The organism is Dyella terrae (genome assembly GCF_004322705.1).
Taxonomy (GTDB): Bacteria; Pseudomonadota; Gammaproteobacteria; order Xanthomonadales; family Rhodanobacteraceae; genus Dyella_D; species Dyella_D terrae.
This window is the reverse complement of sequence record NZ_SIZZ01000001.1, coordinates 1,938,879-1,965,268: the sequence shown is the minus strand read 5'-3', so window position 1 is coordinate 1,965,268 and position 26,390 is coordinate 1,938,879. Positions and strand designations below refer to the sequence as shown.

Sequence of the window (26,390 nt, the reverse complement as noted above, 5' to 3'; positions counted from 1 at the left end):
GGCTTGCGTAAGCCCCGGGCAGGTGGTCTGCTTGCGAGCTATGGAATTTCGTCTGATCGACCGCATTCGCGCGCACACGGCCCAGCAGCGCGACGACGTGAAACTGGGCATTGGCGACGATGCGGCCGTATTGGCGGTGCCAGCGGGGCAGGAGCTGGTGGTGGCCATCGACACCATGGTCGAAGGCGTCCACTTTCCGCGGGGTACATCGCCGGAAGACATCGGCTGGAAGGCGCTGGCGGTGAACCTCTCCGACCTCGCGGCCATGGGCGCGACGCCAGCCTGGGCGCTGCTGGCGCTGACCATGCCGCGCAATGACGCTGCGGTGACGGCGGACTTCGTCGACGGCCTGGCCACGGGTTTCTTCGAACTGGCGCAGTCATGGCGCCTTGCCCTGGTGGGTGGCGACACCACCAGCGGGCCTTTGTGCCTGAGCGTTGCCGTGCACGGCTTCGTTCCGCCGGGGCAGGCGCTGACGCGCAGCGGTGCGCGGGCTGGCGACATCGTGCTGGTTACCGGAACCCTCGGCGATGCGGCGGCGGGGCTGCACCTGCTGCAGCGAGGTGAACACGAGGCGGCGCTGATCGGGCGTCTCAATCGTCCGACGCCACGCCTGTCGGCGGGCTTGGCATTGCGAGGCCAGGCCTCCGCCTGCCTTGACGTGTCCGACGGCCTGATCGCTGATCTGGGGCACGTCGCCGAAGCGAGCGGACTCGGCGCACACATTGACGCCGGCCTGTTGCCGCTGTCTCCATCCATGCTCGCGATGTTTGATGACGAGCAGGCGCGCATGTTCGCGCTGACCGGCGGCGACGACTACGAATTGTGCTTTACGGTTCCGGCCAACCGCGTTGCGGACGTTCAGGCCGACCTGGCGCGTATCGGTTGTGGCGCCACGCGGATTGGTCGCATGGTCGAAGGGGCAGGTGTGCAGGTGCTGGACGCCAACGGCGAACCCATGGCGATCTCGCGCAAGGGCTGGGATCATTTCGCCGCATGACCGACAAGAAAATCCTCACCGCCGAGCAGCGACGCATCCTGCTTTCTTCCCCCGCCGGATGGCTTGCCTGCGGCTTCGGTTCCGGCCTGACGCCCAAGGCGCAGGGCACGTTTGGTTCGCTCGCGGCCCTGCTGCCGTGGCTGCTGCTGCGGCATCTGTCGCTGCCGGTGTATGTGCTGGTCCTCGTCGTGGCCTTTGCCATCGGCGTCTGGGCCTGCACCGTCGCTGGCCGCGCGCTGGGCGTCGACGATCACCGTTCGCTGGTCTGGGATGAATTCGTCGGACTCTGGATCGCACTGATTCCCGCGATGCTGGCGCCCTGGTGGATGGTGATCGCGGGCTTCGCGCTGTTTCGCCTGTTCGATGTCGCCAAGCCGTGGCCGATCAGTTGGCTGGACCGACGCCTCAAAGGCGGACTGGGCGTGATGGTGGATGACGTTGTCGCAGGTGTTTTCGCCGCGATCGTGCTGGCGATCCTTGGCGCGGTTTTCGCGGGGACGTAAGTCTTACCCACGCTCCGCCAGCGCCTTCAGTGACGCAAGCACTTCACCAAAATCCGAGGTGATTGCCGGTCCGATGTCACTGGCATCCGGCCCGGTAATCATCGTTCCGTAAGTCACCTTTGAATGGTGTGCGTCGATCGCCTCGATGCGATGCGTCACCACCACGGTGGTCTCGTCGATCGTGGTTTCGTCGGTAAAGAGTCGATCGGTCTGCACTTCGATCAAAGTGCTGGTGAACGCATCGACCCCCGGCGGCTTCATGGTGAAGCTCGTTCCCTCGGAGAACGAGCCATGCAGCTCAATATGTTCGATACCGGCATTCCAGCGTTTCCAGCCGGGTACATCCGCGAAGATCGTCCAGATCTTCGCCGGCTTCGCGGCGATTTCGATGCTCTCTTCATGCGTCCACACGGCGTGCTCCGGGGCGTCCTGTGAAAAGCCTGCACTATTCCGGCACGCGTGTGTGGTCAAGGTCAACGCGTGGCGTGCCCAGAGGGCGGTCCCAGGTATCAAGACGAAGGTTCTTGCCGAGATACGATGCCAGGGCAGCATCGACAGGGTCATCCACACGACCGCCCAGGGATCGCGCCAGCGCCGCTTCAAGCAGGTAAAGCGTCGCCAGGCGCGCTTGCGGTGCTTCGAGCTGATGGCCCGAGTCCGGATCCACCAGCAGGGCGACGGGCTTGTGCGCCGCCGCCAGCTGGCCCGCATAGTCGGTGACGCTGGCGACCGAAACGAGGTCATCCTTGGCGCCCGCGATCAGTACCAGCGGTCGATTCATCTGCGCGATGGCGCGCGCCGGCGCCTCGCGACTCAGCCGGTCCATTGCAGCTACGTTGTCGACGCCACTTCCCAGTTCGCTCAGCTCCGCACCCACCGGGATGGCGCCCGGTGAGGTGGGATTCGCGGCGATCTGCCGGAATGCCGCGGCGAGGTCGGGCGGTGACGCCATGCCCACGCCTGCCAGGAAGCGGGCGCTGTCGTAGGTCAGTCCAAGCAGCGTCGCGAAGCCACCGTAGGAATGCCCGACGATGGCCTGCCGGTGTCGATCACCCACCCCCTGCGCGAGCAACCAGTCCATGCCTTCGAGCATGTCGCGGTAATTGCGCCCATGTCCCCAGTCGCCGTGAGCGGCGAACAGATACGTGCGACCGTAGCCCACCGACGTGCGGTAATTCGGTTCGAACACGGCATAGCCGCGATTGACCAGAAACTGCGTGATCATGTCGTAGCCCGGACGTGTCTGCGCCTTCGGGCCACCATGAGGCCGGAGCACCAATGGCACCTTCGCAGGATCAAGGCCGGGCGGGAGGCTGAGGAAGCCGTACAGTCGCATGCCATCGCTCGCCGTCCAGCTGACGGGAATGCGGTAAGCCATCGCGGTTTCGGGAAGCTTGCGCGCGGATGTTTGCTGGTCTTCTGCAATGGGCGTCAACGCCTGCTTGCTCGGATCGAACACGAAATAGCGGTCCCGTTGCAGGCGGTCGCTGCGCTCAATGACAAGAAGTACACCATTGCTTGCCCGGTCGACATCGAGGTTGGAGCGCGCGAAGTGTCGATCCAGCCATTGCATCGCGGGTCGCAGGTCGTCGCGCACCGCATAGGTGTGATGTCTGTCGGTGTCGTAAGCGGCAAAAAGGGGCTGCGCCGTGCGTTGATCCAGGGTCACGTCCGCCAGATCGGCGATGCCTTCCGGATCTTTGTGCAGCGTGGTGCTCCGCTTCGTCGAAGGGTCGATGGCGACCAGTTGCTGCAGGTCGCTTTCCCGCCCGCTGCGCATCAGCAGGCGGCCATCCGCCATCACTGCGATCGGCGCGCAGCGGGTGAGGGCGCTGCAATCGAAAAAGCGTTGCCATCCGGTGACGGTGTTCCGGCGCACATGGCGACCCTGCATGTCGGCGGTGCTGACAAAGGCGAGTTTGCCCTCGCGATCAAACGCCAGATCGGCCGGAGCATCCACGTCGTCGTAGAGCACCTCCTGATGCTGGTCGGTCGTTACGCGCAGCAGGCGAAAGTGCTTGCTTTCGGGGTCGCGCTCGCGCACCAGGAAACGGTTCGGAAACGTGGCATCGGGTCCCAGCAGCAACTGCTCACGAACCGCGTCGAGAGAAGTCACCCACCGTGCTTCGCCTCCATCCATCGGCAGCACCGCGACACGACCACGTTGTTCAAGCAGAAGCTGCTTGCCGTCGGCCATCCATTCCAGTGAGCTGGCCTGCGTGGAGGCAAGGAGCTGGCGAGGCTTGCCGGTGGCCACGTCCATCAACCAAACGCTGCTGCCATTGGGCTGAACCCATATCCAGCTCACATGCAGGCCGTCGGGTGACAGTCGCACGAAACGAAGACCCGTTCGCGTCTGGAAATCAGCGCGTGGCAGGAGCGGTGCGGTGGGTTGCTCGCGGGATTCGCGCAGTACTTGCTGCAAGCGATCCGCCGGGCTGGTGGCAGAAGCCGTGCCGAAGGGAAGAAGCAGGGCGCACAAGGCCACCGCCCTCAGCGAGGTCGTCAGGACAGGCATGGGTTGTCTCCGGTGAAGGCGTCGCACCGGGCGACGCCCTGGATGGGTCAGGCAGGCGCGCTGGCGGTCCGGGGCAGCACTGGCTTTGCCGTTCGTTCGCGTGATGGGTAAAGGAGCAGGCAGGCAATCAGTCCGGGAAGACCGACGATGCCGTTTGCGACGATCCAGGTGAGACGCGACGTCCGGCTCATGCGCACGGCGGACAGCCACCACGCTGTTGCCGCCAGGCACAACAGTCCGAGCGTCGCGATCATCATCCCGATCGATGTTGGCAGGCCTTCGGCGTCGTCAGAGGCGATCCAGCCAAGTCGGTGCTGCAAGCCGTAATAGACCGGCGATGCCCACCAGCCCAGATGGCGGAACCACACGGGGTAGTCGCGGCCGAGTTCGCGGCGATTCAATAGCTCAGCACGCCCGTCTTCATGGATGCGATAGACCGTCTGCCAGGCGGCCACGTCCTGGTGATAGCTCTGCCGGCCGTGCAGGAATGACACCAGATAGCCGTCGAGCAGTTCGGCCACGTCGACACGCCCCATGTTGTCGATGGCGCCATCGAGCGGAAGCACATATTCGTCATGCAGGACATCGCGTTGCTGCGTGAGGTCATGGGCATTGACCATGTGCAGTCGACGCGAGCCAAGGATCATCACGCGCCCGCCCAGGGTTTTCGGCGCCGCGGTGAAGTGTTCGTCGTCAGGAAAATTCACGCGAAGATGCATGGACTGATCGTTGGCGTCGAACTGGTAGAGCTGGTGCTCGGTGATCAGATAGCGATCTTCGAAGACAAGCGGGGGCTGCTCGAAGCGATCGGCATCCGTGAGTGTTCCCTGCACGATGCCATCGCGCCCCAGCCATCCGGCATCGCTCTGGTCTGTAAGCCGGATGCCGTGGAACGCACCGTGGTCATGACTGAAACTCCACCGCACATGGCGCGTTTCGTCCTCGATTTCCAAGGGCATGGGCGCACTGATCTGGCCGTAGCGCGGATAGTTCGCTACACCGGGACCCCAGGCGGCCTGTTCGGCGATGCCGGCCTGCTCGCGCAGCAGGGCGTGCGCCGGCGCCAGGCCAATACCATGGCGAAGAAGCGTCGCGCTGTCTGCCCGCTCCGCTTCCGCATAGCCACCGCTGGGCGGGATGCCATTGAGCGGATGGCGGCCGATGGCCATCAGGCCAAATTCGGTGCCGAGCGTCAGTGCCCAGTACAGCGCAATCGTCACACCTATCTGCATGAGCACGATCACGGTGACGTGTGCGATGGGGGAACGTGGCATCCCTTGCAGATTCGGTTTGAAGAACGCAAGTAACACGCCTCCCGCGAGGGCAACAACCGCCAGCTGCACGAGCAGCGCGTAGACGCCGCTGAATGGCGCGAGCATCGCCAGTGGCAGGCAAAGCAGGAACACCATGCCGCGCCGTGGAGCAAGCACGATGCAGGCACAGGTGAGATAACTGGCGAAGGCGATCGCCCAGCCACACATCGGCAACAGCCAGTGACGGGCGTCGACGATGCGTACGGTCATCCACTCCACGCCAAGCAGCGCAAGTAGCACGGGCAGGGCGATGGCAACAAACAGTGCGCAGGCCGCTGCGCCGGAAAGCGCCATGGCGATGCCGGCGGGAGCGACCGGGCGATGCAAGAGATACAGCCATGCGTTGGGCCGGCGATGCATCGCCATCTGCACGGCCGCCAGCAGGATGCCCATGAAGGCCGCGATGAAGGCGCCAACGCGATAGACCAGCAGCGGTTGCTGAAGCAGATCGACCATCCGCGTCATGAAGGCGAGCAGAAACAGTGTGACGGCGCCGACGATGCAGGCGAGGCGCATGAAGCGTCGCCATTCGGCCTTGAACAGATCAACCATGGCGGGCCTCCCTGGCCAGCGGAGCCGCGTGGTCTTTCGCCAGGAAACCATTGACGGCGCTATCGAGACTCACCGGCATGCTCTGGACATGACGTGCGCCGTTCTCGCGCAGGAAGGCAGCGAAGTCGTCGTCCTGGTCGAGGACGGTGTAGTGGTAGAGGTTGTCGATTTTCTGCGCAAGCAGGAGGCCGGGAATCTGCGCGCGCTCCGGGCCGCGGAAGGGAATGTCGGCGACCCAGTGACGGACGCGTTCGCAGAACTCATCGGGCGGCGACATGTGCTTCAGTTCGCCGCGTTCGAGAATGATCAGGTTGTCGGCGAGGCGTTCGATCTCTTCCATCTGGTGGGAGCAATAGATCACCGTGCAATGCTCGGCAGCGTTGGAGTCCAGCAGCGACTGCAGGAAGGCGCGCTTTGCGACGACGTCGAGTCCCAGTGTGGGCTCGTCAAGGATGAGCAATTCAGGCGACTGGGCCAGCGCGAGCGCAAGGTTAAGTCCGGCGCGCTCGCCGCGTGATAGCTGGCTGATCTTCTGGCGCGGACCGACGTGATAGTGGCCGAGCACATCGCGGTACATGTCTTCGTTCCAGCGCGGGTATTGACGGCGCTGCATGTCAGTCACTTCGTCAGCACGCATCCAGCCCGGCAGGGTGTGCTCTTCGTTGACGAAGCCAATGCGGGCGCGGTGGCCTGGCGTGAGTGAATGACTGTCCTGACCGAGCAGACGGGACCGGCCTTCGGTTGGCGACAGGAAGCCAAGCAGGATGCGAAACAGTGTCGATTTGCCTGCGCCGTTGGCGCCCACGATGGCGTGGATCCGCCCGCGGGGAATCTGCAAGGAAAGGCGGTTGAGAGCGAGCTTGTCGCCGTAGCGTTTGGTCAGCTCGCAAGTTTCGATGACGAAGTCCGACATGGCTCAGGCGCTCTTGCGCGTGTCGAGGGCCCTGAGCTCGTCGCTCAGGCGTTCAAGCACGGTATCGGTAGGGTAATCGAGCGAGACCACATCGTTGACGAAGCGCTGGATGGCATCGTCCAGGCGACGCTCGCGTTCCTTGCTGTTGAGGCGTTGGCGCGGCGCGGCGACGAACAGGCCCAGGCCCGGGCGCGATTCCAGCCAGCCTTCGGCCACCAGTTCGGCGTAGGCCTTGGCGACCGTGTTGGGATTGATGGTCAGCTGCTGGGCGAGGCCGCGCACGCTGGGCAACTGCCAACCCGGCGTGAGTTCGCCGGTGGCTACTTTCATGCGGACGCCATCGATGATCTGTTTGCTGATGGAGCGTACGTCGCCTGTGGCGATTTCGATCATCAGGGGTTGCTGTCGGGCCATGGTCGATCCAGCTGTACTATGTGTACTAGTACAGTACGAACGTGGTGGCGCCGAAGTCAATAGGCCTGTTGGACGCTTCACGCGCGCCTTGGCATGCTCCCCGGTCTGGCTTACCCCTTGAGGAGATTCCCCATGCTTTATCGCCGCCTCGGCACATCCGGCCTGCAACTTTCCGCGCTGTCGTTCGGCGCATGGGTCACCTTCGGGCAACAGGTGGGGCGCTCGCTTGCGCGCGACCTGCTGGCCATGGCCCACGATCGTGGCGTGAACTTTTTCGACAACGCCGAGGTGTACAACCACGGCGTCGCCGAGACCCTGATGGGCGATGTGCTCGCCGACCTGCGTTTCCCGCGCGACAGCTACTGCGTGTCCAGCAAGGTGTTCTTCGGTTCACGCGCCAATCCATTGCCGACGCAGCGTGGCCTCTCGCGCAAGCATGTGATCGAAGCCTGTCACCAGGCATTGCAACGCCTGCGCGTCGAGCACCTGGATCTTTACTTCTGCCATCGCGCCGATCCTGACACGCCGATCGAGGAAACCGTCGCCGCCATGGACATGCTCGTGCGCCAGGGCAAGGTGTTGTACTGGGGTACCAGCGAGTGGTCGGCGGACGAGATCCGCGAGGCCCACCGCGTCGCGCGCGAAAACCACATGGTTGCGCCGCGCATGGAGCAACCGCAATACAACCTGCTGCACCGCGAGCGCGTCGAAAAGGAGTACGCCGACCTCTACGGCGCGTTCGGCATGGGCACCACGATCTGGTCGCCGCTGGCATCGGGCCTGCTGACCGGCAAGTACAACGACGGCATCCCCGATGAGTCGCGTCTTGCGCAGCCGGGCTATGAATGGCTGCGCAGCGCGGTGCTGGAGGAGGGTGGTGATCGCCTCACCAAGGTACGCAAGCTCGCACCGATCGCCGCTGACCTCGGCGTCACGCAGACGCAGCTCGCCGTCGCCTGGTGCCTCCTCAATCCGCACGTGTCGACGGTGATGCTGGGAGCGAGCCGCCTGGAGCAGCTTGAACACAATTTGCGCGCGCTGGATGTCGTCGCGAAGCTGGATGATGCGGTGATCAAGCGCATTGAGGCCGCGGTGGGGTGAGGGTTTCGCGTGCTGCGCACGCTGTAAACGGTGAACAGTAAACGGTAAGGGCGCGTCGTCCCTTCGCTCTTGGCTCTTACCGTTTACAGCCCACAACGTGGGCGAGTTTCCCTGTTCACAGCCCCGCAGGGGCGCCCACCCTTGACACTCAAATGCGAATCATTATCATTCAGGACGACACCCACCACGGAGAGTGCGTATGTCGGCCTCGACCCTTTCGCTGCTGCCCCAGCCTTCCGATCTGCTGGCCCGCCCCCTGGGCCTGCTGCGCCTGAAGAAGTCCGTCCCGCCGGCCGACAGTGCGCGGCGCGTATCCAGCCAGGCGCTGCTCGATGGCGCCCGTGAGGTGGTCATTACCCATCAGGGCAATGAGTACCACCTGCGCCTGACGCGCAACGACAAGCTCATCCTCACCAAGTAACTCCCCCGGGCAGGGACGCCCACCGCCGGCGCCCGTCGGCGGACCTATTCGTCAGGCCTGCCTCATCCGCGGTGATCGCGGCCACGGCATGCCCGGTTTTCGCACAGGAGATCGCCATGTTCGGTTGGTTGACCCGCTTTCCCTGGTGTTCACGCACACATGGTGCGTGCCAGCGCTGGCTGGCGTTCGATCCCGGGCAGCTGGCCGCGCATTTGCCGGCGCTGGGAAGCGTTTTGTACCAGTGGACTCGGGACGCCGAGTACGACGCCATGGCGCCGACGCGTGGCTGGCTGGTGCAGCAGCCGCACCTGCGAGCAGTCGTGGGTGTCACTCATATCCAGTGCGTGAGCATGGTCGGCGCGCGCGGGCCACGCGAATGGTTCGATTGCATCGACATGGCAGGGCAGGTGCGCGCACGTATCTACTTGCTTCCGGATACCGACTACCTCGCCTGGGATGCGCTCATGGCGTCGGGCACGCCGGTACAGGCGCCGCCGTCATGGCGTCCCACCTATAGCCATCGTCGCGCCACCGCGAAACCCGTGCAGTTTCAGTGTCGAACGCTGCCGGGCCTGACTCTGCTGCAGGCGCGTCGTGTCGAGGTGCTCTCGACGTTGGGGCGTGACGTGGCGGAGGAGTGCGCCGGAGCTGAAATGCCGGGGCGCTAACCGTCACTCACGTTGCGGATGTAGAGGCCAGAAACCTGCGTGGCCGGCCACCATCACAATCTGCTTCAAACGGGAAGGGCTGCACAACCTGGTGTGCTGTGGCCCTATTTGTCCAGGGATAGGTAAAGGCCCACGAAGAGCTGAATCATGAACAGCGAGGCCGTCACATACAGCAGGCGTTTCGTTGAATGCACTGCACGCAATGTGTCAGCGCTAAGCGTCGCTCGACTTGCGGCGTGCACGGGTTCAATCATCACCTTGTAGGCAACCCGAAGATTGCTCATCTTCATGACCGAATCCCGCTGAATCTGACGCATCGTTTCCGGGCTTTCGCTGCCCAGTCGGTTCGACAGCTGATGAAGCTTGAAGAAGTAGGTCAGCGTCATGGCCACAATGATGAAGAACAAGCCAAACATCAGCGCTGCAAGCCACTCGTTCAAAGTCATAAGCATATCCCCCGTCACGATTCGAACCCGGGGCAGCGTACCCGTTCCGGACCCAGGTATCTCCTTGCCGGCATAAACCTGGCACAGCGGCCGATGCGCTTCTAGCTGCTGATGAAGTGAAGCCGGCATCTTTGGCGGGCATGACCTCCGGCCTACGCTTGCTCCGTGTCCGTCCACACAAAAACCGTCCGGACACTATCCGCCCCTGTCCGCCCCACTGTCCGCGGACATCGTCCTGTCATCTTTCGCCGCATGTAACCCGCTGATCTGTTGAGCAAATCGCGGTTGGCACGGCGATTGCTCTACTGACTCCGGGGCCACCTTTCCGTGGCCAGGGACAGTTCCATGATTCGCGATACCTCTGCTCAAGACCGCCTGGTCGAAGTCAAGCCCAACAAGAAGCGCCGCTATGCGCTGATCGGCGCGGGCGTGGCCGTGGCGGCGCTCCTGGCGATGGTCCTGCCGTGGGCCAGTCGCATCTTCTCGGCCGATGCTTCCGTCAGCAGCACCCGTCTCGCCTTCGCTACCGTCGAGCGCGGCACGTTCGTGCGTGACATTGCGGCCGAAGGCAAGGTGGTCGCCGCTGTCAGCCCGACGATGTACGCGACGTATGGTGGCGCCGTCACCTTGAAGGTGCACGCCGGCGACGTCGTCAAGAAAGGCCAGATCCTCGCCACCATCGACAGCCCGGAGCTGGCGAACAAGCTGGCGCAGGAGCAGAGCGCCGCCGATGCGATGGAGGTCGACTACCGCCGCGCCCAGATCGATGCGCGCAAGAAGACGGGCGAGCTGCAGAAGGCCTTCGACAATGCGCGCATCGACCAGACCACGGCCGAGCGCGACCTGGATCGCTACCAGAAGGCATTCAGCAAGGGCGCCGTGCCGGATATGGACGTCCAGAAGGCCAAGGATGTCTTGCAGAAGGCACAAATCACCACGCAGCATGCCAAGTCCGATCTTGGCATGGACAACGACAGCCTCAAGTTCGATATCGAATCGAAGAAGCTGGCTCACGATCGCCAGGTGCTGCTGGTCAAGGATCTGCAACGCCAGGTCGACGACCTCAACGTGAAGTCCCCGGTGGACGGCCAGGTCGGCCAGCTCTTCATCGCTGAGCGCGCCACGGTTGCCAAGGACGCCCAACTGCTGAGCGTCATCGACCTGAGCGCACTGGAAGTCGAAATGAAGGTGCCGGAAAGCTTTGCACGTGACCTGGGCATCGGCATGGGCGGTGAAATCAGCGGCAATGGCAAGACCTGGAAGGGCCTGGTCAGCGCGATCTCGCCGGAAGTGGTCAACGGCGAAGTGGCCGCACGCCTGCGCTTCGAAGGCGAAACGCCCAAGCAGCTTCGCCAGAACCAGCGTCTGTCGGTGCGCGTGCTGCTCGATCGCCGCGACAACGTGATGACGGTGCAGCGCGGCTCCTTCGTCGACGAATCCGGTGGCTCGTATGCCTACCTGGTCAACGACGGCGTGGCCGCCAAGACGCCGATCCGCGTGGGTGCCAGCAGCATCGACAAGGTCGAAATCCTCGATGGCCTGAAGGAAGGCGACCGCATCGTGATCTCCGGTACCGATAGCTTCAAGGGCGCGGCACGCGTTGCCATCAGTCGCTGATCGCCTGAAATAAATGTGCGCGATGTCTAAACCATCGCGCACGCAACTGCATCAAGTAGTGACACCACCGCCACTTCCATGAGGGAAGCAACAATGCTCAAGATGACTCATCTGTCCAAGGTCTATCGCACCGAAGTGGTGGAGACCTATGCGCTGCGCGACTTCAACATCGACGTGAAGGAAGGCGAATTCGTCGCCGTGACCGGTCCGTCGGGCTCGGGCAAGACCACCTTCCTGACCATCGCCGGCCTGCTCGAAACCTTCACCGGTGGTGAGTACCACCTCGACGGCGTGGAAGTGAGCAACCTCAATGACAACGCTCGCTCCAAGATCCGCAACGAGAAGATCGGCTTCATCTTCCAGGCCTTCAACCTGATCCCCGACCTCAACGTGTACGACAACGTTGAAGTCCCGCTGCGCTATCGCGGCATGAAGGGTCCGGAGCGCAAGCAGCGCATCATGGACGCACTGGAGCGCGTGGGTCTGGCCTCGCGTGCCAAGCATTATCCGGCGGAACTCTCCGGTGGTCAGCAGCAGCGCGTCGCCATTGCCCGCGCACTGGCCGGCACGCCGCGCCTGCTCCTGGCCGACGAACCGACCGGTAACCTGGACACGCAGATGGCCCGCGGCGTGATGGAGCTGCTCGAAGAGATCCATCGCGAAGGCGCCACCATCGTCATGGTGACGCATGATCCGGAGCTGGCCGCACGCGCCCAGCGCAACGTGCACATCATCGACGGCCAGGTCGTGGACCTCGCGGAAGATCCGCGCTTCCACCACCAGCAGCAGAACGCACGCGCCGGCTCCCCGGCCTGATCCTTCGCGTCATCCAAGGACACCTCCCGCTTCGGCGGGAGGCCTTACCCCCTGACGGACACACGGTATGTTCGCCTATTACTTCCAGCTTGGCGTGCGCAGCCTGCGCCGCAATCCCGTCCTGACCGCGCTGATGGTGATGGCGATCGGTTTCGGCGTGGCCGCATCGATGATCACCTACTCGGTGTTCCGCGCGACCTCGAACAACCCGATTCCCAGCAAGTCGTCGCAGCTGTTCGTGCCGCAGGTCGACAACTGGGGGCCGGAAGACAATGTTCATCGCAAGGGCGAGCCGCCGAATGCGATGAGCTACCAGGACGCCGTGGCACTGATGCGCGAGCATCGCGCACCGCGCCAGACCGTCCTGTATCCGCTGGGCCTGAGCATCATTCCTGCGGATGCGAACAAGGCGCCGTTCCACGAGAACACCTACGCGGCGTATGCGGACACCTTCAAGATGTTCGACATCCCGTTCATCTACGGCGGTGGCTGGACGGCCGACGAAGATAATGCGCACGCCCAGGTTGCCGTGATTGGCAAGCAGCTTAACGACAAGATGTTCCAGGGCCAGAACAGCGTCGGCAAGGAGCTGAACCTCGACGGTCGCAGCTACAAGATCGTCGGCGTGATGGACTCCTGGAATCCGCAGCCGTTGTTCTTCGATGCGGTGAACACCGGCGGCTTCGACGATCCGACGCAGTTGTTCGTGCCGTTCACGCGCGCCATCGACCTGAAGCTCAGCACCAACGGCAACAACAATTGCAATGCTGACCCGGGTCCGGGTTGGGATAACTACCTGCGTTCGGAATGCGTGTGGCTGGCCTACTGGGTTGAGCTGCCGAGCAAGTCCGACCAGGAAGCCTTCCGCTCCTACCTCACGGGCTACGCCGCCGAACAGCAGCGCGCCGGTCGCTTCAAGTGGGCGCCGAATGTTCGCCTGCGCAACGTGGAAGAGTGGCTGGATTACCAGGAAGTGGTGCCGACCGAAGCGAAGGTCTCGCTGCTGGTGGCCTTCGGTTTCCTGGTGATCTGCCTGGTCAACACCATTGGCCTGCTGCTGGCCAAGTTCATGAAGCGTTCGTCGGAGATTGGTGTGCGCCGTGCGCTGGGCGCTTCGCGCCGCGAGGTGTACGCACAGTTCCTGATCGAAGCGTCGACGGTGGGCCTGGCGGGCGGTGTGCTGGGGTTGATCCTCACCGGCCTTGGCATGCTCGGCGTGACCGTTGTGTTCGACCAACAGGTCGCGCGTCTGGCAACGCTCGATGTCTCCCTGGTGCTGCTCACCCTGGTCGTGGCGGTGGTCTCGACTCTGCTGGCGGCTTTCTATCCCACGTGGCGTGCGGCGCAGGTGCAGCCTGCCTGGCAGCTGAAATCCAACTGAGGCGACGACCATGCTGCAGATCAAGCCCATTCTCGCCGCTCTCAAGCGCCACAAGGCCGGCACGATCCTGATTGCCGTGCAGATCGCGCTGACCCTCGCCATCGTGTGCAACGCGCTGTTCATCATTCAGCAGCGCGTCGATCGCCTCTCTCGCCCGACCGGCATGGACGAGCGCAATCTCATTGCCATCGAAAACCGCTGGGTGAGCAAGAAGGAAGAAGACACCTCGTCGCTCAGCCGCACCGATCTGGCCGCGCTGCGCAGCATGCCCGGCGTGCAGGATGCCATCATGATCAACTCGTTCCCGCTGCGCGGCGGCGGCTGGTCGACCGGCATTCGCCTGGTGCCTGACGAAAAGGTCAAGTCGAAGGCGCAGACCACGCTGTATTTCACCGACGACCACGCTATTGCCACCATGGGCGTGAAGCTGATTGCCGGCCGCAACTTCCTGCCGTCGGAAATCACCTCTGTCTCACCGCGCGAAGTGAAGACCACGCCCCAGGTGATCGTGACCAAGGCCCTTGCCGACAAGTTGTTCCCGGACGGCTCGGCGCTCGGCAAGCAGGTCTACATGAACGACTCGACCAATCCGCCGGCGACCATCATCGGCATCGTGGAGCGCACGCAGGTGCCGTGGTCCGGCCTGTGGGCGAATGACTTTGTCGAGAACGCCATGTTCCTGCCGGTCCAGCTGACGGGTGACTACGCGATCTATCTGATCCGCGCCAAGCCGGGCCAGCAGATGAACGTGTTCAAGGATGCGCCGGCGACGCTGATCAAGACCGACCGCCTGCGCGTGTTCTCCTCGGAGCGTGGCGTGCGCACGTTCGAGCAGGTCCGTGCCAACAGCTATTCGACCGACCGCGGCATGGCGATCCTGATGGGCGTGATCTGTTTCGTGCTCCTGGGCATCACTGCGGCGGGCATTGTGGGCCTGACAAGCTTCTGGGTGGGGCAGCGTCGCAAGCAAATTGGCGTGCGTCGCGCACTGGGCGCCACCAAGAACGACATCCTGAGCTACTTCCTCACCGAGAACCTGATGATCAGCGTCGCTGGCGTCGTCATCGGTGCGGCGCTGGCCATCGGGCTCAACCTCTGGATGGTGACGCAGTTCGAGATGGCGCGCCTGTCGATGATCTACGTGATCTGCGGTGTCATCGCGCTGCTGTTGCTCGGCCAGGCGGCGGTGCTGGCGCCGGCGATGCGCGCATCGCGAGTGTCGCCGGTCGAAGCGACGCGTTCTGTCTGAGTCTGACGTTGGTGACCCTGTTTCACTCTGACGCGAGGAAAGCATGAGCGGCATGTTTGTCCATAACCTGCGACTTGGTGCGAAGAGCCTGCGCCGTAATCCGGTGCTGACGGCGCTGATGATCATGTCGATCGGTATCGGCGTGGCCGCCTCCATGATCACCTACGCGGTATTCAGGGCGGTGTCGGGTAATCCGATACCGCAGAAATCCTCGGTGCTGTTCGTGCCGCAGATCGACAACTGGGGGCCTACGTACAACCGCGCCGGCGAGCCGCCGCCGGCGCTCAACTATACGGACGCCATGGCGCTGATGAAGGCGAAGAAGGCCGAACGGCAGACGGTGTTCTTTCCGATCTCCGCCTCGGTGATCTCCACCACGACCGAGCGATTGCCGTTCAAGGTGCGCGGGTACGCCACTTTCGGCGATTTCTTTCCGATGTTCGAGGTGCCGTTCCTGTATGGCTCCGGCTGGAGCCACGAGAGCGATGACGCCCACGAGGCGGTGGCCGTCATCAGCAAGGAGCTCAACAAGAAGCTCTTCGATGGGGCCAACAGCGTCGGAAAGGACATTCAGCTGGACGATGGCACGTACCGCATCGTCGGTGTGACGGACACCTATGACCCCAAGCCGCGCTTTTTCGACATGTTCAACAGCGACGGCTATACCGATCCGGCCCAGGTCTACGTGCCGTTCCATCACATGATGGACCTGAAGGTGGATACCTGGGGCAACAACACCTGCGGTGGCGGTCCGAACCGCGGCAACGACTACCAGAGCTGGTTGCGCGGCGAGTGCGTGTGGCTGGCCGCATGGGTCGAGCTGCCGACCAAGGCGGACGAGGATGCCTACCGCAGCTGGCTGCGTGGCTACGCGGAAGAACAGCAGCGTTCCGGGCGCTTCGGATGGGCACCCAATGTGCGCCTGCGCAACGTGGTCGACTGGCTCGACTACCGTCATGCCGTGCCGCCGGAAAGCCGGATCGCGCTGACCATTGCCGTGAGCTTCCTGATCATCTGCCTGGTCAATACGGTGGGCCTCTTGCTCGCGAAATTTATGCGCCGTGCTCCGGAAATTGGCGTGCGTCGTGCGCTGGGTGCCTCGCGAGCGGAGATCTACAAACAGTTCCTGGCCGAGGCAGGCATGGTCGGACTCAGTGGCGGTGTACTCGGGCTGATTCTCACAGGCGCCGGCATGTTCGGCACCGGTCTGGTGTTCGGCAAGGAGATCGCCAAACTGGCGCAACTCGACTTCTCGCTGGTGTTGCTCACGCTCGTCGTCGCCGTGCTCAGCACGCTGATCGCCGCCTTCTATCCCACCTGGCGGGCTGCGCAAGTGCAACCCGCCTGGCAGCTGAAGTCGAACTGAGGAGCGCGCCATGCAGATCAAGCCGATCCTCGCCGCACTGCGCCGCCACAAGGCGGGTACCTTCCTCATCGCCATGCAGATTGCCCTGACGCTGGCGATCGTGTGCAACGCGCTGTTCATCATCCAGCAGCGCGTGACCCATCTCTCCGAGCCCACCGGCATCGACGAGGCGGACATCTTCACCATCCAGAACGAATGGGTGGGCAAGCACACCGACGTCGAACTGAATGCGCAGATGCAGGCCGATCTCCAGGCCATGCGCAGCGTGCCCTCCGTGGCGGATGCCACCGCGAGCAACTCCTTTCCGCTGCGCGGCGGCGGCTGGGACGACGGCATCAAGCTCGACCCCGCCCAGGTGCAGGATTCGTCAGGTACGGCGATCTACTTTGCCGATCCGAACACGATTGACACCTTTGGGTTGAAACTGATTGCGGGCCGCAATTTCACGGCCGATGAAGTGCGCTCGATGGGCATGCGCGACAACCTGAAGCCGGCGTCGGTCATTGTGACGCGGACGCTCGCAGACAAGCTGTTTCCCGATGGCAGCGCTTTAGGTAAGCCCATTTATCTGGCGGGCGAACAAACCACGATCGTCGGTATCGTCGACATGTTGCAGACCCAGAGCGTGGATCGTTGGGCGTCGAGTTTCCGCTACCGTTCGCTGCTCGTGCCCGCGCGCCTGACGATCGAGTTGGGTGGCTTCTACATCGTGCGCGCCAAGCCCGGGCAGCGCGACGAGGCCATGAAGGCCGTCAAGCAGGCCTTGTTCGCACAGAACCCGCGACGTGTCATCGACGACGAGGTCGGCATGCTGACCTTCGATCAGGTGCGCGCCATTGCCTATGACCGCGACCGCGGCATGGCCATTCTGATGGGCATCATCAGCGTGGCGTTGCTCGCCATTACGGCAGCAGGCATCGTCGGCCTGACCAGTTTCTGGGTAGGGCAGCGGCGCAAGCAGATTGGCGTACGCCGCGCGCTGGGTGCCACGCGTCGCGACATTCTCGGCTACTTCATGACCGAGAACCTGCTGATTACCTCCGGCGGAATCATCGCGGGCGCCCTGCTCGCCGTGATCATGAATCTCTGGCTGGTCACCCGATTTGAAATGAGCCGCCTGTCGCTGGCGTACCTGCTGGTGGGCGTGATTTTGCTGTTGCTGTTGGGGCAGGGTGCGGTCCTCGCGCCCGCGATGAGGGCTTCCAAGGTTTCGCCGGTTGAGGCGACGCGGTCGATCTGATCGACGCGACAAAGGGGAGGGTAAACGGATGTTTGGTTACTACTTGGATCTCGCCTTGCGCAGCTTGAAGCGTAACAAGGTGCTGACCGCGCTGATGGTGCTGGCCATTGCCCTGGGCATTGGCGCCTGCATGACCACCTTCACCGTGCTGCACGTGCTCTCGGGAGATCCCATTCCGAGCAAGAGCGCACGGCTGTTCTATCCGCAGCTTGACCCGCAGGATATGGACGGCTATCGCGAAGGTGGCGAGCCGCCGGATCAGGTCACCTGGATCGACGGCATGAACCTGCTGAAGGCCAAGCGCGGCGCGCGCCAGGCGCTGATGACGGGTGGCGCGGTGCCGATTCAGCCGGCGAAGGCGGATATCGACCCGTTCTACAGCGACTCGCGTTACACCACGTCCAATTTCTTCGCGATGTTCGACGCACCGTTCCTGTATGGCCATGGCTGGTCGGATGCGGATGACGAGAGCAAGTCGCGTGTCGTCGTCATCACCCGCACCCTCAACGACAAGCTGTTTGGCGACAAGGACAGCACCGGTCAGACCATCCGCTTGCAGGATGCCGACTTCCGCGTCATCGGCGTGCTCGACACCTGGCGCCCGAACCCGCATTTCTACGATCTCAATACCGGCAACTACACCGAGCTCGAAGAAGTCTTCGTGCCGCTGTCCACCTCGCGCGATCTGAAGATGCCGCGCAACGGCAGCATGGATTGCTGGGGCAAGGGCGGTGCGGATTCCGACCATCTGGAAAATGCCGAGTGCGTCTGGATGCAGTTCTGGGTGGAGTTGGCCGATGCGTCGAAGGCGGCCGAGTACAAAGCGTTCGTCGAGAACTACTCCAAGGAGCAGAAGACGCTCGGTCGCTTCCAGCGTCCGGTGAACGTCAAGCTGCGCAACGTCAACGAATGGCTGGACTACCAGAAGGTCGTGCCCAGCGACGTGCGCCTGCAGAGCTGGCTGGCGCTGGGCTTCCTGATCGTCTGTCTGGTGAACACGATTGGCCTGATGCTGGCCAAGTTCCTGCGCAAATCCGGCGAGCTCGGCGTGCGTCGCGCGCTGGGTGCGTCCAAAGGCGAGGTGTTCAAGCAGCTGCTCATCGAGGCTTGCATCATCGGTATGGCAGGCGGTATCTGCGGCCTGGGCCTGGCCTTCCTGGGTCTGTGGCTGGTGCGTCAGCAGCCGGCGGACTATGCCTCTCTGGCCCATCTGGATCTCAGCATGCTGGCCATCACGTTCGTACTCGCCCTGGTTTCGAGCCTCCTGGCCGGTCTGTTGCCCGCGTGGCGTGCCTGCCAGATCACCCCCGCCCTGCAGCTCAAGAGTCAGTGAGGAACGACATGGAAATCTTCCCGATTCTTTCGACTCTGCGTCGACACAAAACCACCGCGCTGCTGGTGATCCTGGAAATCGCACTGACCTGCGCCATCGTGTGCAACGCGGTGTTCCTGGTCACGCAGCGTATTGAGCGCATCAACATGCCCAGTGGCGTGGCCGAACAAGAGCTGATTCAGGTGGCGATGGCGGATATTGGCAAAACCACCGATGAACACGCGCGTTCCCTGCAGGATCTGGCCGCCTTGCGCGCCATTCCGGGCGTCAAGGAAGTGGCGTCGGTGAACCAGGTGCCCTTCGGGCGCTCGTCCAACAACAGCGGCATCAAGATCGACCCGAAGCAGAAGCTGAGCACGCTCAACGCCACCAACTACTACGGCGTGAACGTCGCCCAGACGCTAGGCGTGCAACTGGTTGCCGGTCGCCTGTTGCAGGAAAGTGACTACGTCACCATGGACGACGCCAAGAAGGCGTTCATCTCGGGCAAGACCGAGGGCCTGCCGCATATCGTGGTCATCACCCAGGACATGGCCGAGCGCATGTGGCCGGGGCAGTCGGCCCTGGGCAAGCAGCTGTGGATGGGTTCGGACATGCCGCTGCAGGTGGTTGGCGTGGTGAAGAACCTGGTTCGTCCGTCGATCTGGAAAGACGCCGAAGCGCAATACAGCATGATGATTCCGATCGGCGTGGACGATGGCCAGTACATCATTCGCACCTCGCCGGCGGATCGCGAACGCGTACGTGACGCGGCGCTTGAGACGCTGAAAAAGAACAACCCGCATCGCATCGTCTGGAAGAAGGAGCTGTGGACCGACGTGCGCGCCAAGTACTTCCAGGGCGACCGCGCGATGACCGGCTTGCTGATCGGCGTCTGCGTCGCGCTGCTGGTTGTCACAGCGCTGGGCATCGTCGGCCTGGGCAGCTTCTGGGTGGCACAGCGTCGCCGTCAGATCGGCGTGCGTCGCGCACTGGGTGCCACGCGCGGACACATCCTGCGTTACTTCCAGACCGAAAACTTCCTGCTGGCCACCATTGGCATAGTCATCGGCATGGCGCTCGCTTACGGCATCAATGTATTCCTGATGTCGAAGTACGAGCTCCCGCGGTTGCCCGGTTTCTATCTGCCCATTGGCGCTGTCGCCTTGTGGCTGATCGGGCAGGCCGCGGTACTTGGTCCGGCTATGCGTGCAGCAGCCGTGCCGCCTGTCGTGGCGACGCGTTCGGTGTGATTTGAGTTGAAACGGGCCCGTCGTACGGCGGGCCCGATCCATGGAGATTCGGATGTTCGGTTACTACCTCGATCTTGCGCTGCGTAGCCTGAAACGCAACAAAGTGCTGACGGCGCTGATGGTGCTGGCGATTGCCGTCGGCATCGGTGCCAGCATGACCACCTTGACGGTGTTGCACCTGTTGTCCGGCGATCCGTTGCCGGGTCGTAGCCAGCACCTGTTCTACGCCCAGGTCGACGGCAACCCGAATCCGGGCGACTTCAAGGAGCCGCTCGACATGCTGGACTACCAGTCCGCCATGGACCTGTGGAGCACGCACAAGGCGGATCGGCAGGCGATTCTCAATACCAGCGACATCAAACTGCGTTCGCCGGAATCGAAGCTGCCACCTTTGCTGCTTCAGATGATGTCGACGCATACTGACTTCTTCGCCATGTTCGATGTGCCGTTCCAGTATGGCGGTCCGTGGACGGCGCAGGATGACGCAAGCCGATCGCGTGTAGTCGTCATCTCCAGTGACCTCAATCAAAAGCTCTTCGGCGGCACCAATAGCGTGGGCAAGACGCTGCGCCTGCGTGACACCGATGCCCGCATCATCGGTGTGCTTGCACCGTGGCGTCCATCACCGGTGTTTTACACAGTGGCGGGCGGTCGGTTTTCGGCTGGTCAGACGTCTGGCTTCTACGGCAAGACGCAGGACGTGTTCGTCCCGTTCCTCAGTGGCCTCGATATCAATGATGGCAACTTCTCGCAATTCACTTGCTGGTCTTCGGCGCCCAACCCAGGTCATCTGATCAACTCGCCCTGCGTGTGGCTGATCTTGTGGGTGCAGCTCAATGACAGTAGCAAGGTCGCCGAGTACAAGCGGATGCTCGATGGTTATGCAGCCGCCCAGCATCAGCTTGGTCGCGTTGCACGCCCGCAGAACACGCGCCTGCGTGATTTGATGTCCTGGCTGGATTTCAACGGCGTGGTACCGAGTGACGTACGGCTGCAGACGTGGCTGGCCTTTGCCTTCCTGGCGATCTGCCTGTTCAACACCATTGGTCTGTTACTGGCCAAGTTCCTGCGCCGTGCCGGTGAGATTGGTGTGCGCCGTGCATTGGGGGCCACACGTGGTGCGATCTTCGCGCAGTGTCTGGTTGAAGCCGGTGTCGTGGGTCTGGTGGGCGGCATCCTTGGGTTGTTCTTCACCCTGGGTGGTCTGGCCGTGGTGCGGTCGCAGCCGGTGGAGTTTGCCGACCTGGCGCACCTGGATTCGTCCATGTTCATCATCACTTTTGCGCTGGCGTTGCTGACCAGCCTCCTGGCTGGTCTGCTCCCCGCGATCCGTGCCAGTCGCGTCGCCCCCGGCCTGCAGTTGAAGACGCTCTGAGGAGGGCGACATGCATATCAAGCCCATACTCAGCGCACTGCGCAAACACCGCCTGGCGACCCTGCTGATCGCGCTCGAGATTGCGCTCGCCTGCGCGGTACTCTGCAACGCCTGTTTCCTCATCGTGCATCGCATCGAAATGATGCAGATCGACAGCGGCGTGGAAGAAGCGTCGCTTGGAACGATTCAGATCGACGGTTATGAAGACAATCAGGCAACGGATCTCAATGCACGCATTCTGACCGGTCTGCGTAGCATCCCCGGCGTGCAGTCGGTCACGCAGCTAAACTCGATCCCCTTCGGCCGTCGCCGCGGCACCATGGGTGTCATGCGCGATGTGGATGGGAAGACGCGCGCCGGTGTCGTCGAAATGTACCTCGGTGGCCCCGGCAGCTTTGACGCGCTTGGCCTGCGTCTGGTGGCCGGTCGCAAGCCGACGGTGGACGAATACCAGACGTTCAACGACTTGCTTCCGCATGCGGCCCCGGTGGTCACCACACGTGCGTTCGCCGAACACGTTTGGCCGGGCGAAGACCCGCTGGGTAAGTTCTTGTACTCGGGCGACTGGCGCTATCAGGTCGTCGGCATCGTCGATCATTTCACGGTGCCTCAGCCCGGTGGGATGACGGGTGTGGGTAGTGAATGGTCGGTCTTCGTACCCGGTGGCTCGGGCCGTTTCCTGGCTGGCAGTTATCTGATCAAAGCCGCCCCTGGCGATCTCGAACGGGTGATGCGCCAGGCCAAGGACAGTATTGCCACCATCGCGCCGGACGTGGTGCTCGATCAGGATTACAGCAAGAGCCTGGGCGATCTGCGTCACTACTACTTCCGTCAGGACCGCACCATGGCGGGTATTCTGATCGGCGTGATTTTTGCCCTGTTGCTGGTGACGGCTCTGGGCATCGTGGGCCTGGCGAGCTTCTGGGTACAACAGCGCCGCAAGCAGATCGGTATCCGCCGTGCCATCGGCGCGACGCGGGGCGACATCCTGCATTACTTCCAGACAGAAAATTTCCTGATCGTCACAGGCGGCATCGCGCTGGGCATGTTCATGGCTTATGGCCTGAACCTGACCCTGATGCACCTGTACGAACTGCCGCGCTTGCCGTTGTTCTACTTGCCGTTGGGCGCGGCAGTGCTGTGGGGGCTCGGCCAGCTGGCCGTGCTTGGGCCTGCCATGCGGGCGGCGGCAGTCCCGCCGGTGGTAGCGACGCGCTCGGTGTGAAACCATGCGCGGCGGCGCAGGCAGGGTGGGGACTCTGCCTGCGTCCGTCCCGTTTCCCTGCGAGGTTCGTCATGAAGCATGCGTTGCGCGCGTTTTGCACGAGTGGGTTGGCCCTGGCCTGTGCGGCCGCATTCGCCCAGTCGGGCTCTCCGGATGTGGCAGCGCGGGTGAAGGCGCTGCATACCCTGCTCGATGAGCAGTGGCAGCACGAACTGGCGGTGTCGCCTGAGACGGCGACGCTTCTGGGCGACCTCCGCTACAACACGCGCTGGAGCGACTATTCGCCCGAATTCGCGGCGAAGGAGCGCAAGCTCAACGAACAGTATCTGCAGCGCTTCGAAGCCATCGACGCCACGGGCTTCAGCGACGACGAGCGACTGAACCAGGAGCTCATGGTTCGCCAACTCAAGGACGCGATCCGCAGCTACGACGCCAAACTGCATGAAATGCCGCTGGATCAGTTGAATGGCGTGCAGCTGTCGTTGCCCGGCTTCGTCAGCTCCATCCCGTTCGACAACGCCAAACAGTACGACGACTACATTGCGCGTCTGAATGCCATTCCGGACGTGCTGGCCCAGGTCACCGCCATGGCACAGCAGGGCAAGCGCGATGGCCTCATGCAGCCGCGCTATCTGCTGGATGCCGTGGCCGGCCAGATCGACAGTATAGCCAAGCCGGCGGGCCCCCAGAATGCGTTTGCCGAGCCGTTGAAGCAGTTTCCTGCGAGCATCTCCGCCGCTGATCGCAAGCGCCTGCAGGACGCCATCGTCAAGGCCATCGATACCAAGGTGCGTCCGGCGTATCGCAAGCTTGGCGACTTCGTGCGCAAGGACTACGCGCCTTACGGTCGCACTGAACCGGGCGTCTGGCAGCTGCCCAATGGCGATGCGATGTACCGCCTCAACGTCGAGCTGATGACGACGACGCACGAGACACCGGAGCGCATCCATGAGATCGGCCTGGCTGAGGTCAAACGCATCGAAGACGAGATGACGGCCATTGCGAAGGCCAAGGGTTATCCGGATCTCGCCAGTTTCCGCGCGGCTCTGAAAACCGACGCATCGCTGCATCCCAAATCACGGGAGGACCTGCTCAATCGCTATCGCGGCTTCGTCGCGCAGATGGAGCCGGAGTTGCCCAAGCTCTTTGGTGTGCTGCCCAAGACCGAAGTGAAAGTGGTGCCGGTCGAGACCTATCGCGAAGACGAATCGCCGGCCGCCGAATACCACCAGGGCACGCCGGACGGTTCGCGTCCGGGCCAGGTGTTCATCAATACCGGCGATGTCGAACACCGCACGATTCTCACCATCGAATCGACGGCGTATCACGAAGGCATTCCCGGCCATCACATGCAGATTTCGATCGCGCAGACGCTGCCGAACCTGCCGACGTTTCGCCAGCAGGCCAGTTACAACGCTTACCAGGAAGGCTGGGCGCTCTATGCCGAGCGCCTGGGCAAGGACATCGGCTTCTATCGCGATCCGCTGTCGGACTACGGCCGCCTTTGCGATGAGTTGTTGCGCGCCAATCGTCTGGTGCTCGATACGGGCGTCCACTACAAACACTGGACGCGGCAGCAGATGGTCGATTTCTTCCATGCGCATTCCAGCGACGACGAGCCGGATATTCAGGCCGAGACCGATCGCTATATCGCGTGGCCGGGCCAGGCCCTGGGCTACAAGATGGGTCAGCTGAAGATCCTGGCGCTGCGCGATCGCGCCAAGGCTGAGCTGGGCGATCGTTTCGACATCCGGGCTTTCCATGACCATGTCCTGGGCGGTGGGGCGTTGCCGCTGGACGTGCTTGAGGAGCGGATCAACGCCTGGATCGAGGATTCGAAGGGCGGCCGCCGGCCGAAAAACACACGGGTCAATTCCCAGGTTGCCCCCTGAACGACAGGGGTTTACGTCCCTGTCGTTCCCTGAACGACACTGGGCCAATAGTCATAGCAACGTTTTGCCGGCACGATGCATCCAAACCGGCATGCCAAAGAGTCCGATGCGCACAGTCCTGATCATTGACGACAACCCGGCGGTGGGCGAAGCCCTGTCGCTGGCCCTGTCCCTGCACGAAATCCGCCCGCTGACCGCGCTGACGCCGGAACAGGGCCTGGAGCTGCTCGAGCGCGAACGCATCGACGTGGTGATCCAGGACATGAACTTCACGGCCGACACTACGTCGGGCGAGGAGGGCATCGCGCTGTTCCGCGCCCTCCGCCAACGCCATACCGACCTGCCGGTGATCCTGCTGACCGCATGGACCCACCTGGAGACGGCCGTGGAGCTGGTGAAGGCCGGTGCGGCCGATTACCTGGCCAAACCCTGGGATGACGCCAAATTGCTCGCCACCGTGGAAAACCTCCTGGAGCTGTCCGAGTCCACGCGTGAGGTCGCGCGTGCCCGCAACGAGCGTCGTCGTCGCCGCGAGGACCTGCAGCGTCGTTACGACCTGACCGGTCTGGTATTCGCCTCCGAAGCCATGGCGCGCACGCTGGAGCTCGCCTGCCAGGTGGCCCGTTCCGAAGTGCCGGTTTTGATCACCGGTCCGAACGGCGCGGGCAAGGAGCGCATCGCGGCCATCGTGCATGCCAATTCGCCGGCCAGGCGCGGCACCTTCATTGCGGTCAACTGCGGTGCATTGCCGGGCGAGCTGATCGAAGCGGAGCTGTTCGGTGCGGAAGCCGGCGCTTACACCGGTGCCAACAAGGCGCGCGAGGGCCGCTTCGAGCTGGCTGACGGCGGCACGCTGTTCCTGGACGAGATTGGCAACCTGCCGCTGTCGGGCCAGGTGAAACTGCTGCGCGTGCTCGAAACGGGGCAGTTCGAGCGCCTGGGGTCCGGTCGCACGCGCCAGGTGAAGGTGCGCGTGCTCAGCGCCACCAATGCCGACCTCAAGGCCATGATCCGCGCCGGCACGTTCCGCGAAGATCTCTACTACCGCCTCAACGTGATCGAGGTGAATCTGCCGCCGCTGTCCGAGCGCACGGATGACATCCTGCCACTGGCGGAATTCTTCCTCGACGGACGCGCCGAGCTGGGCGATGCCGCCCGCGAGGCGCTGCTGACCTATTCGTGGCCCGGCAACGTGCGTGAGCTGAAGAATGCCATCGAGCGCGCGGCCCTCCTGGCGACCGACGGCCGGGTGAATCCGGAGCAGCTCAACCTGCCGCAGTCGCCGGTGGTGTCCAACCGTAACCTGGACGAGCCGAGCAAGGAGGCCGTCGAGGCCGCCCTGGACAAGGCCGAGGGCGTGGTCAGTCGCGCGGCCCAGGCGCTGGGGCTTTCGCGGCAGGCGCTGTACCGTCGCATGGAGCGCTACGGGCTGGCCACGAGCTGACGTGCCATAAGACATTTGCCTCGACGATGGCCGGCATATCAAGATGCCGGTCAACGCCGCCACCAGGATGTCTGACCATGCGCATGCCGATGTTCGCTGGCCCGGCCTTCCTCCTGGTTGCCGCCTCGTTTTGCGCGGGCGCGCAGACGGCGCCGCAGGCCAGCAGCAAGCGCGATACCTGGTCCGCGCCGGTGAGTGCCAGCAGCGTGACGTACCAGAGCACCCCGGCATCCGTTCGCGACGTCAGTCAGGAGTCGCATTTCAAACCGAAGGACGATTCCCGCCGGATCAGCGTGGAGTCGCAGCACCGTCCGAATGGACGTCCGCAAACGTTGTGCCAGCAAAATCCCACGGCCTCCACGTGCCGTTGA

At 63.2% G+C, this 26,390-nt stretch carries 24 protein-coding genes; 18 read left to right on the top strand and 6 right to left on the bottom strand.

Annotation, left to right across the window (positions count from 1 at the left end; translation table 11 throughout):
* The first annotated feature begins 40 nt into the window (after nucleotides 1-40).
* Together thiL and EYV96_RS08790 are read left to right on the top strand one after the other, a co-directional pair.
* Nucleotides 41-1,000 (top strand): thiamine-phosphate kinase, encoded by a 960-nt coding sequence (thiL, locus tag EYV96_RS08795; protein ID WP_131151049.1) that lies wholly within the window; start codon nucleotides 41-43, stop codon nucleotides 998-1,000.
* Nucleotides 997-1,503, top strand: coding sequence for a phosphatidylglycerophosphatase A family protein (locus EYV96_RS08790; RefSeq protein ID WP_131151048.1), 507 nt, complete (start codon nucleotides 997-999; stop codon nucleotides 1,501-1,503). Before thiL ends, EYV96_RS08790 begins: the two co-directional genes overlap by 4 nt.
* A 3-nt stretch (nucleotides 1,504-1,506) precedes the next feature.
* Here the strand turns inward: EYV96_RS08790 and EYV96_RS08785 are convergent, their stop codons facing one another.
* The 5 genes from EYV96_RS08785 to EYV96_RS08765 are packed head-to-tail and all read right to left on the bottom strand — an operon-like array spanning nucleotide 1,507 to nucleotide 7,213.
* The gene (locus tag EYV96_RS08785) at nucleotides 1,507-1,914 is read right to left on the bottom strand and encodes an SRPBCC family protein (RefSeq protein ID WP_131151047.1); all 408 of its coding nucleotides are present in this window, start codon (nucleotides 1,912-1,914) and stop codon (nucleotides 1,507-1,509) included.
* Between the two features lie 34 nt (nucleotides 1,915-1,948).
* Nucleotides 1,949-4,021: a S9 family peptidase gene (locus EYV96_RS08780; RefSeq protein WP_131151046.1), complete on the bottom strand. Its 2,073-nt coding sequence runs from the start codon at nucleotides 4,019-4,021 to the stop codon at nucleotides 1,949-1,951.
* Between the two features lie 47 nt (nucleotides 4,022-4,068).
* Nucleotides 4,069-5,886, bottom strand: a complete 1,818-nt coding sequence (locus EYV96_RS08775; RefSeq protein WP_131151045.1) for a hypothetical protein — start codon at nucleotides 5,884-5,886, stop codon at nucleotides 4,069-4,071.
* Nucleotides 5,879-6,799 carry an ABC transporter ATP-binding protein gene (locus EYV96_RS08770; protein ID WP_131151044.1) on the bottom strand — a complete coding sequence of 307 codons (921 nt, stop codon included), beginning with the start codon at nucleotides 6,797-6,799 and terminating at the stop codon, nucleotides 5,879-5,881. The genes EYV96_RS08775 and EYV96_RS08770 overlap by 8 nt, the downstream gene beginning before the upstream one ends.
* 3 nt (nucleotides 6,800-6,802) lie before the next feature.
* Nucleotides 6,803-7,213: a GntR family transcriptional regulator gene (locus EYV96_RS08765; protein ID WP_131151043.1), complete on the bottom strand. Its 411-nt coding sequence runs from the start codon at nucleotides 7,211-7,213 to the stop codon at nucleotides 6,803-6,805.
* A gap of 132 nt (nucleotides 7,214-7,345) precedes the next feature.
* On the opposite strand from EYV96_RS08765, the gene EYV96_RS08760 reads away from it, so the two are divergent.
* The 3 genes from EYV96_RS08760 (at nucleotide 7,346) to EYV96_RS08750 (ending at nucleotide 9,403) form a co-directional block, all read left to right on the top strand.
* Entirely contained in the window at nucleotides 7,346-8,314 is a 969-nt protein-coding gene (locus tag EYV96_RS08760) for a potassium channel beta subunit family protein (protein ID WP_131151042.1), read from the top strand.
* Nucleotides 8,315-8,513: 199 nt separating this feature from the next.
* The gene (hemP, locus tag EYV96_RS08755; RefSeq protein WP_131151041.1) at nucleotides 8,514-8,735 is read left to right on the top strand and encodes a hemin uptake protein HemP; all 222 of its coding nucleotides are present in this window, start codon (nucleotides 8,514-8,516) and stop codon (nucleotides 8,733-8,735) included.
* 116 nt (nucleotides 8,736-8,851) lie between these two features.
* Nucleotides 8,852-9,403: a hypothetical protein gene (locus EYV96_RS08750; protein WP_131151040.1), complete on the top strand. Its 552-nt coding sequence runs from the start codon at nucleotides 8,852-8,854 to the stop codon at nucleotides 9,401-9,403.
* 104 nt (nucleotides 9,404-9,507) lie between these two features.
* Here EYV96_RS08750 and EYV96_RS08745 read toward each other — a convergent pair whose 3' ends face one another.
* The gene (locus EYV96_RS08745; RefSeq protein WP_131151039.1) at nucleotides 9,508-9,849 is read right to left on the bottom strand and encodes a hypothetical protein; all 342 of its coding nucleotides are present in this window, start codon (nucleotides 9,847-9,849) and stop codon (nucleotides 9,508-9,510) included.
* 345 nt (nucleotides 9,850-10,194) lie between these two features.
* Between EYV96_RS08745 and EYV96_RS08740 the strand changes: the two genes are divergently transcribed.
* From EYV96_RS08740 to EYV96_RS08680, 13 genes are all read left to right on the top strand, one after another.
* Nucleotides 10,195-11,466, top strand: a complete 1,272-nt coding sequence (locus tag EYV96_RS08740) for an efflux RND transporter periplasmic adaptor subunit (RefSeq protein WP_131151038.1) — start codon at nucleotides 10,195-10,197, stop codon at nucleotides 11,464-11,466.
* A gap of 93 nt (nucleotides 11,467-11,559) precedes the next feature.
* Nucleotides 11,560-12,282 carry an ABC transporter ATP-binding protein gene (locus EYV96_RS08735; RefSeq protein WP_131151037.1) on the top strand — a complete coding sequence of 241 codons (723 nt, stop codon included), beginning with the start codon at nucleotides 11,560-11,562 and terminating at the stop codon, nucleotides 12,280-12,282.
* Nucleotides 12,283-12,349: 67 nt separating this feature from the next.
* Nucleotides 12,350-13,663: an ABC transporter permease gene (locus tag EYV96_RS08730; protein ID WP_131151036.1), complete on the top strand. Its 1,314-nt coding sequence runs from the start codon at nucleotides 12,350-12,352 to the stop codon at nucleotides 13,661-13,663.
* A gap of 10 nt (nucleotides 13,664-13,673) precedes the next feature.
* Complete coding sequence (locus tag EYV96_RS08725; protein ID WP_131151035.1) at nucleotides 13,674-14,912, top strand: ABC transporter permease; 1,239 nt, start codon at nucleotides 13,674-13,676, stop codon at nucleotides 14,910-14,912.
* A 52-nt stretch (nucleotides 14,913-14,964) separates the two neighbouring features.
* A complete protein-coding gene (locus EYV96_RS08720) occupies nucleotides 14,965-16,278 on the top strand; it encodes an ABC transporter permease (RefSeq protein WP_131151557.1) in 1,314 nt (437 codons plus the stop codon).
* A 10-nt stretch (nucleotides 16,279-16,288) separates the two neighbouring features.
* Nucleotides 16,289-17,518 (top strand): ABC transporter permease, encoded by a 1,230-nt coding sequence (locus tag EYV96_RS08715; RefSeq protein WP_131151034.1) that lies wholly within the window; start codon nucleotides 16,289-16,291, stop codon nucleotides 17,516-17,518.
* 28 nt (nucleotides 17,519-17,546) lie between these two features.
* Entirely contained in the window at nucleotides 17,547-18,851 is a 1,305-nt protein-coding gene (locus EYV96_RS08710) for an ABC transporter permease (protein WP_131151033.1), read from the top strand.
* Between the two features lie 8 nt (nucleotides 18,852-18,859).
* Nucleotides 18,860-20,083 (top strand): ABC transporter permease, encoded by a 1,224-nt coding sequence (locus EYV96_RS08705; protein WP_131151032.1) that lies wholly within the window; start codon nucleotides 18,860-18,862, stop codon nucleotides 20,081-20,083.
* Nucleotides 20,084-20,135: 52 nt separating this feature from the next.
* Entirely contained in the window at nucleotides 20,136-21,458 is a 1,323-nt protein-coding gene (locus EYV96_RS08700) for an ABC transporter permease (protein WP_131151031.1), read from the top strand.
* Nucleotides 21,459-21,468: 10 nt separating this feature from the next.
* On the top strand, nucleotides 21,469-22,683 hold the full coding sequence (locus tag EYV96_RS08695; protein WP_131151030.1) for an ABC transporter permease: 1,215 nt from the start codon (nucleotides 21,469-21,471) through the stop codon (nucleotides 22,681-22,683).
* Nucleotides 22,684-22,754: 71 nt separating this feature from the next.
* Complete coding sequence (locus EYV96_RS08690) at nucleotides 22,755-24,575, top strand: DUF885 domain-containing protein (protein WP_131151029.1); 1,821 nt, start codon at nucleotides 22,755-22,757, stop codon at nucleotides 24,573-24,575.
* Nucleotides 24,576-24,681: 106 nt separating this feature from the next.
* Nucleotides 24,682-26,019 carry a sigma-54-dependent transcriptional regulator gene (locus EYV96_RS08685; RefSeq protein WP_131151028.1) on the top strand — a complete coding sequence of 446 codons (1,338 nt, stop codon included), beginning with the start codon at nucleotides 24,682-24,684 and terminating at the stop codon, nucleotides 26,017-26,019.
* A 77-nt stretch (nucleotides 26,020-26,096) separates the two neighbouring features.
* Entirely contained in the window at nucleotides 26,097-26,390 is a 294-nt protein-coding gene (locus tag EYV96_RS08680) for a hypothetical protein (RefSeq protein ID WP_131151027.1), read from the top strand.

What these genes read in the sequence shown, in the direction of transcription:
- thiL (WP_131151049.1), top strand. Translation starts at nt 41, where the DNA reads ATGGAATTTCGTCTGATCGACCGCATTCGCGCGCACACGGCCCAGCAG.
- EYV96_RS08790 (WP_131151048.1), top strand. Translation starts at nt 997, where the DNA reads ATGACCGACAAGAAAATCCTCACCGCCGAGCAGCGACGCATCCTGCTT.
- EYV96_RS08780 (WP_131151046.1), bottom strand. Translation starts at nt 4,021, where the DNA reads ATGCCTGTCCTGACGACCTCGCTGAGGGCGGTGGCCTTGTGCGCCCTG.
- EYV96_RS08775 (WP_131151045.1), bottom strand. Translation starts at nt 5,886, where the DNA reads ATGGTTGATCTGTTCAAGGCCGAATGGCGACGCTTCATGCGCCTCGCC.
- EYV96_RS08770 (WP_131151044.1), bottom strand. Translation starts at nt 6,799, where the DNA reads ATGTCGGACTTCGTCATCGAAACTTGCGAGCTGACCAAACGCTACGGC.
- EYV96_RS08765 (WP_131151043.1), bottom strand. Translation starts at nt 7,213, where the DNA reads ATGGCCCGACAGCAACCCCTGATGATCGAAATCGCCACAGGCGACGTA.
- EYV96_RS08760 (WP_131151042.1), top strand. Translation starts at nt 7,346, where the DNA reads ATGCTTTATCGCCGCCTCGGCACATCCGGCCTGCAACTTTCCGCGCTG.
- hemP (WP_131151041.1), top strand. Translation starts at nt 8,514, where the DNA reads ATGTCGGCCTCGACCCTTTCGCTGCTGCCCCAGCCTTCCGATCTGCTG.
- EYV96_RS08750 (WP_131151040.1), top strand. Translation starts at nt 8,852, where the DNA reads ATGTTCGGTTGGTTGACCCGCTTTCCCTGGTGTTCACGCACACATGGT.
- EYV96_RS08745 (WP_131151039.1), bottom strand. Translation starts at nt 9,849, where the DNA reads ATGACTTTGAACGAGTGGCTTGCAGCGCTGATGTTTGGCTTGTTCTTC.
- EYV96_RS08740 (WP_131151038.1), top strand. Translation starts at nt 10,195, where the DNA reads ATGATTCGCGATACCTCTGCTCAAGACCGCCTGGTCGAAGTCAAGCCC.
- EYV96_RS08735 (WP_131151037.1), top strand. Translation starts at nt 11,560, where the DNA reads ATGCTCAAGATGACTCATCTGTCCAAGGTCTATCGCACCGAAGTGGTG.
- EYV96_RS08730 (WP_131151036.1), top strand. Translation starts at nt 12,350, where the DNA reads ATGTTCGCCTATTACTTCCAGCTTGGCGTGCGCAGCCTGCGCCGCAAT.
- EYV96_RS08725 (WP_131151035.1), top strand. Translation starts at nt 13,674, where the DNA reads ATGCTGCAGATCAAGCCCATTCTCGCCGCTCTCAAGCGCCACAAGGCC.
- EYV96_RS08720 (WP_131151557.1), top strand. Translation starts at nt 14,965, where the DNA reads ATGTTTGTCCATAACCTGCGACTTGGTGCGAAGAGCCTGCGCCGTAAT.
- EYV96_RS08715 (WP_131151034.1), top strand. Translation starts at nt 16,289, where the DNA reads ATGCAGATCAAGCCGATCCTCGCCGCACTGCGCCGCCACAAGGCGGGT.
- EYV96_RS08710 (WP_131151033.1), top strand. Translation starts at nt 17,547, where the DNA reads ATGTTTGGTTACTACTTGGATCTCGCCTTGCGCAGCTTGAAGCGTAAC.
- EYV96_RS08705 (WP_131151032.1), top strand. Translation starts at nt 18,860, where the DNA reads ATGGAAATCTTCCCGATTCTTTCGACTCTGCGTCGACACAAAACCACC.
- EYV96_RS08700 (WP_131151031.1), top strand. Translation starts at nt 20,136, where the DNA reads ATGTTCGGTTACTACCTCGATCTTGCGCTGCGTAGCCTGAAACGCAAC.
- EYV96_RS08695 (WP_131151030.1), top strand. Translation starts at nt 21,469, where the DNA reads ATGCATATCAAGCCCATACTCAGCGCACTGCGCAAACACCGCCTGGCG.
- EYV96_RS08690 (WP_131151029.1), top strand. Translation starts at nt 22,755, where the DNA reads ATGAAGCATGCGTTGCGCGCGTTTTGCACGAGTGGGTTGGCCCTGGCC.
- EYV96_RS08685 (WP_131151028.1), top strand. Translation starts at nt 24,682, where the DNA reads ATGCGCACAGTCCTGATCATTGACGACAACCCGGCGGTGGGCGAAGCC.
- EYV96_RS08680 (WP_131151027.1), top strand. Translation starts at nt 26,097, where the DNA reads ATGCGCATGCCGATGTTCGCTGGCCCGGCCTTCCTCCTGGTTGCCGCC.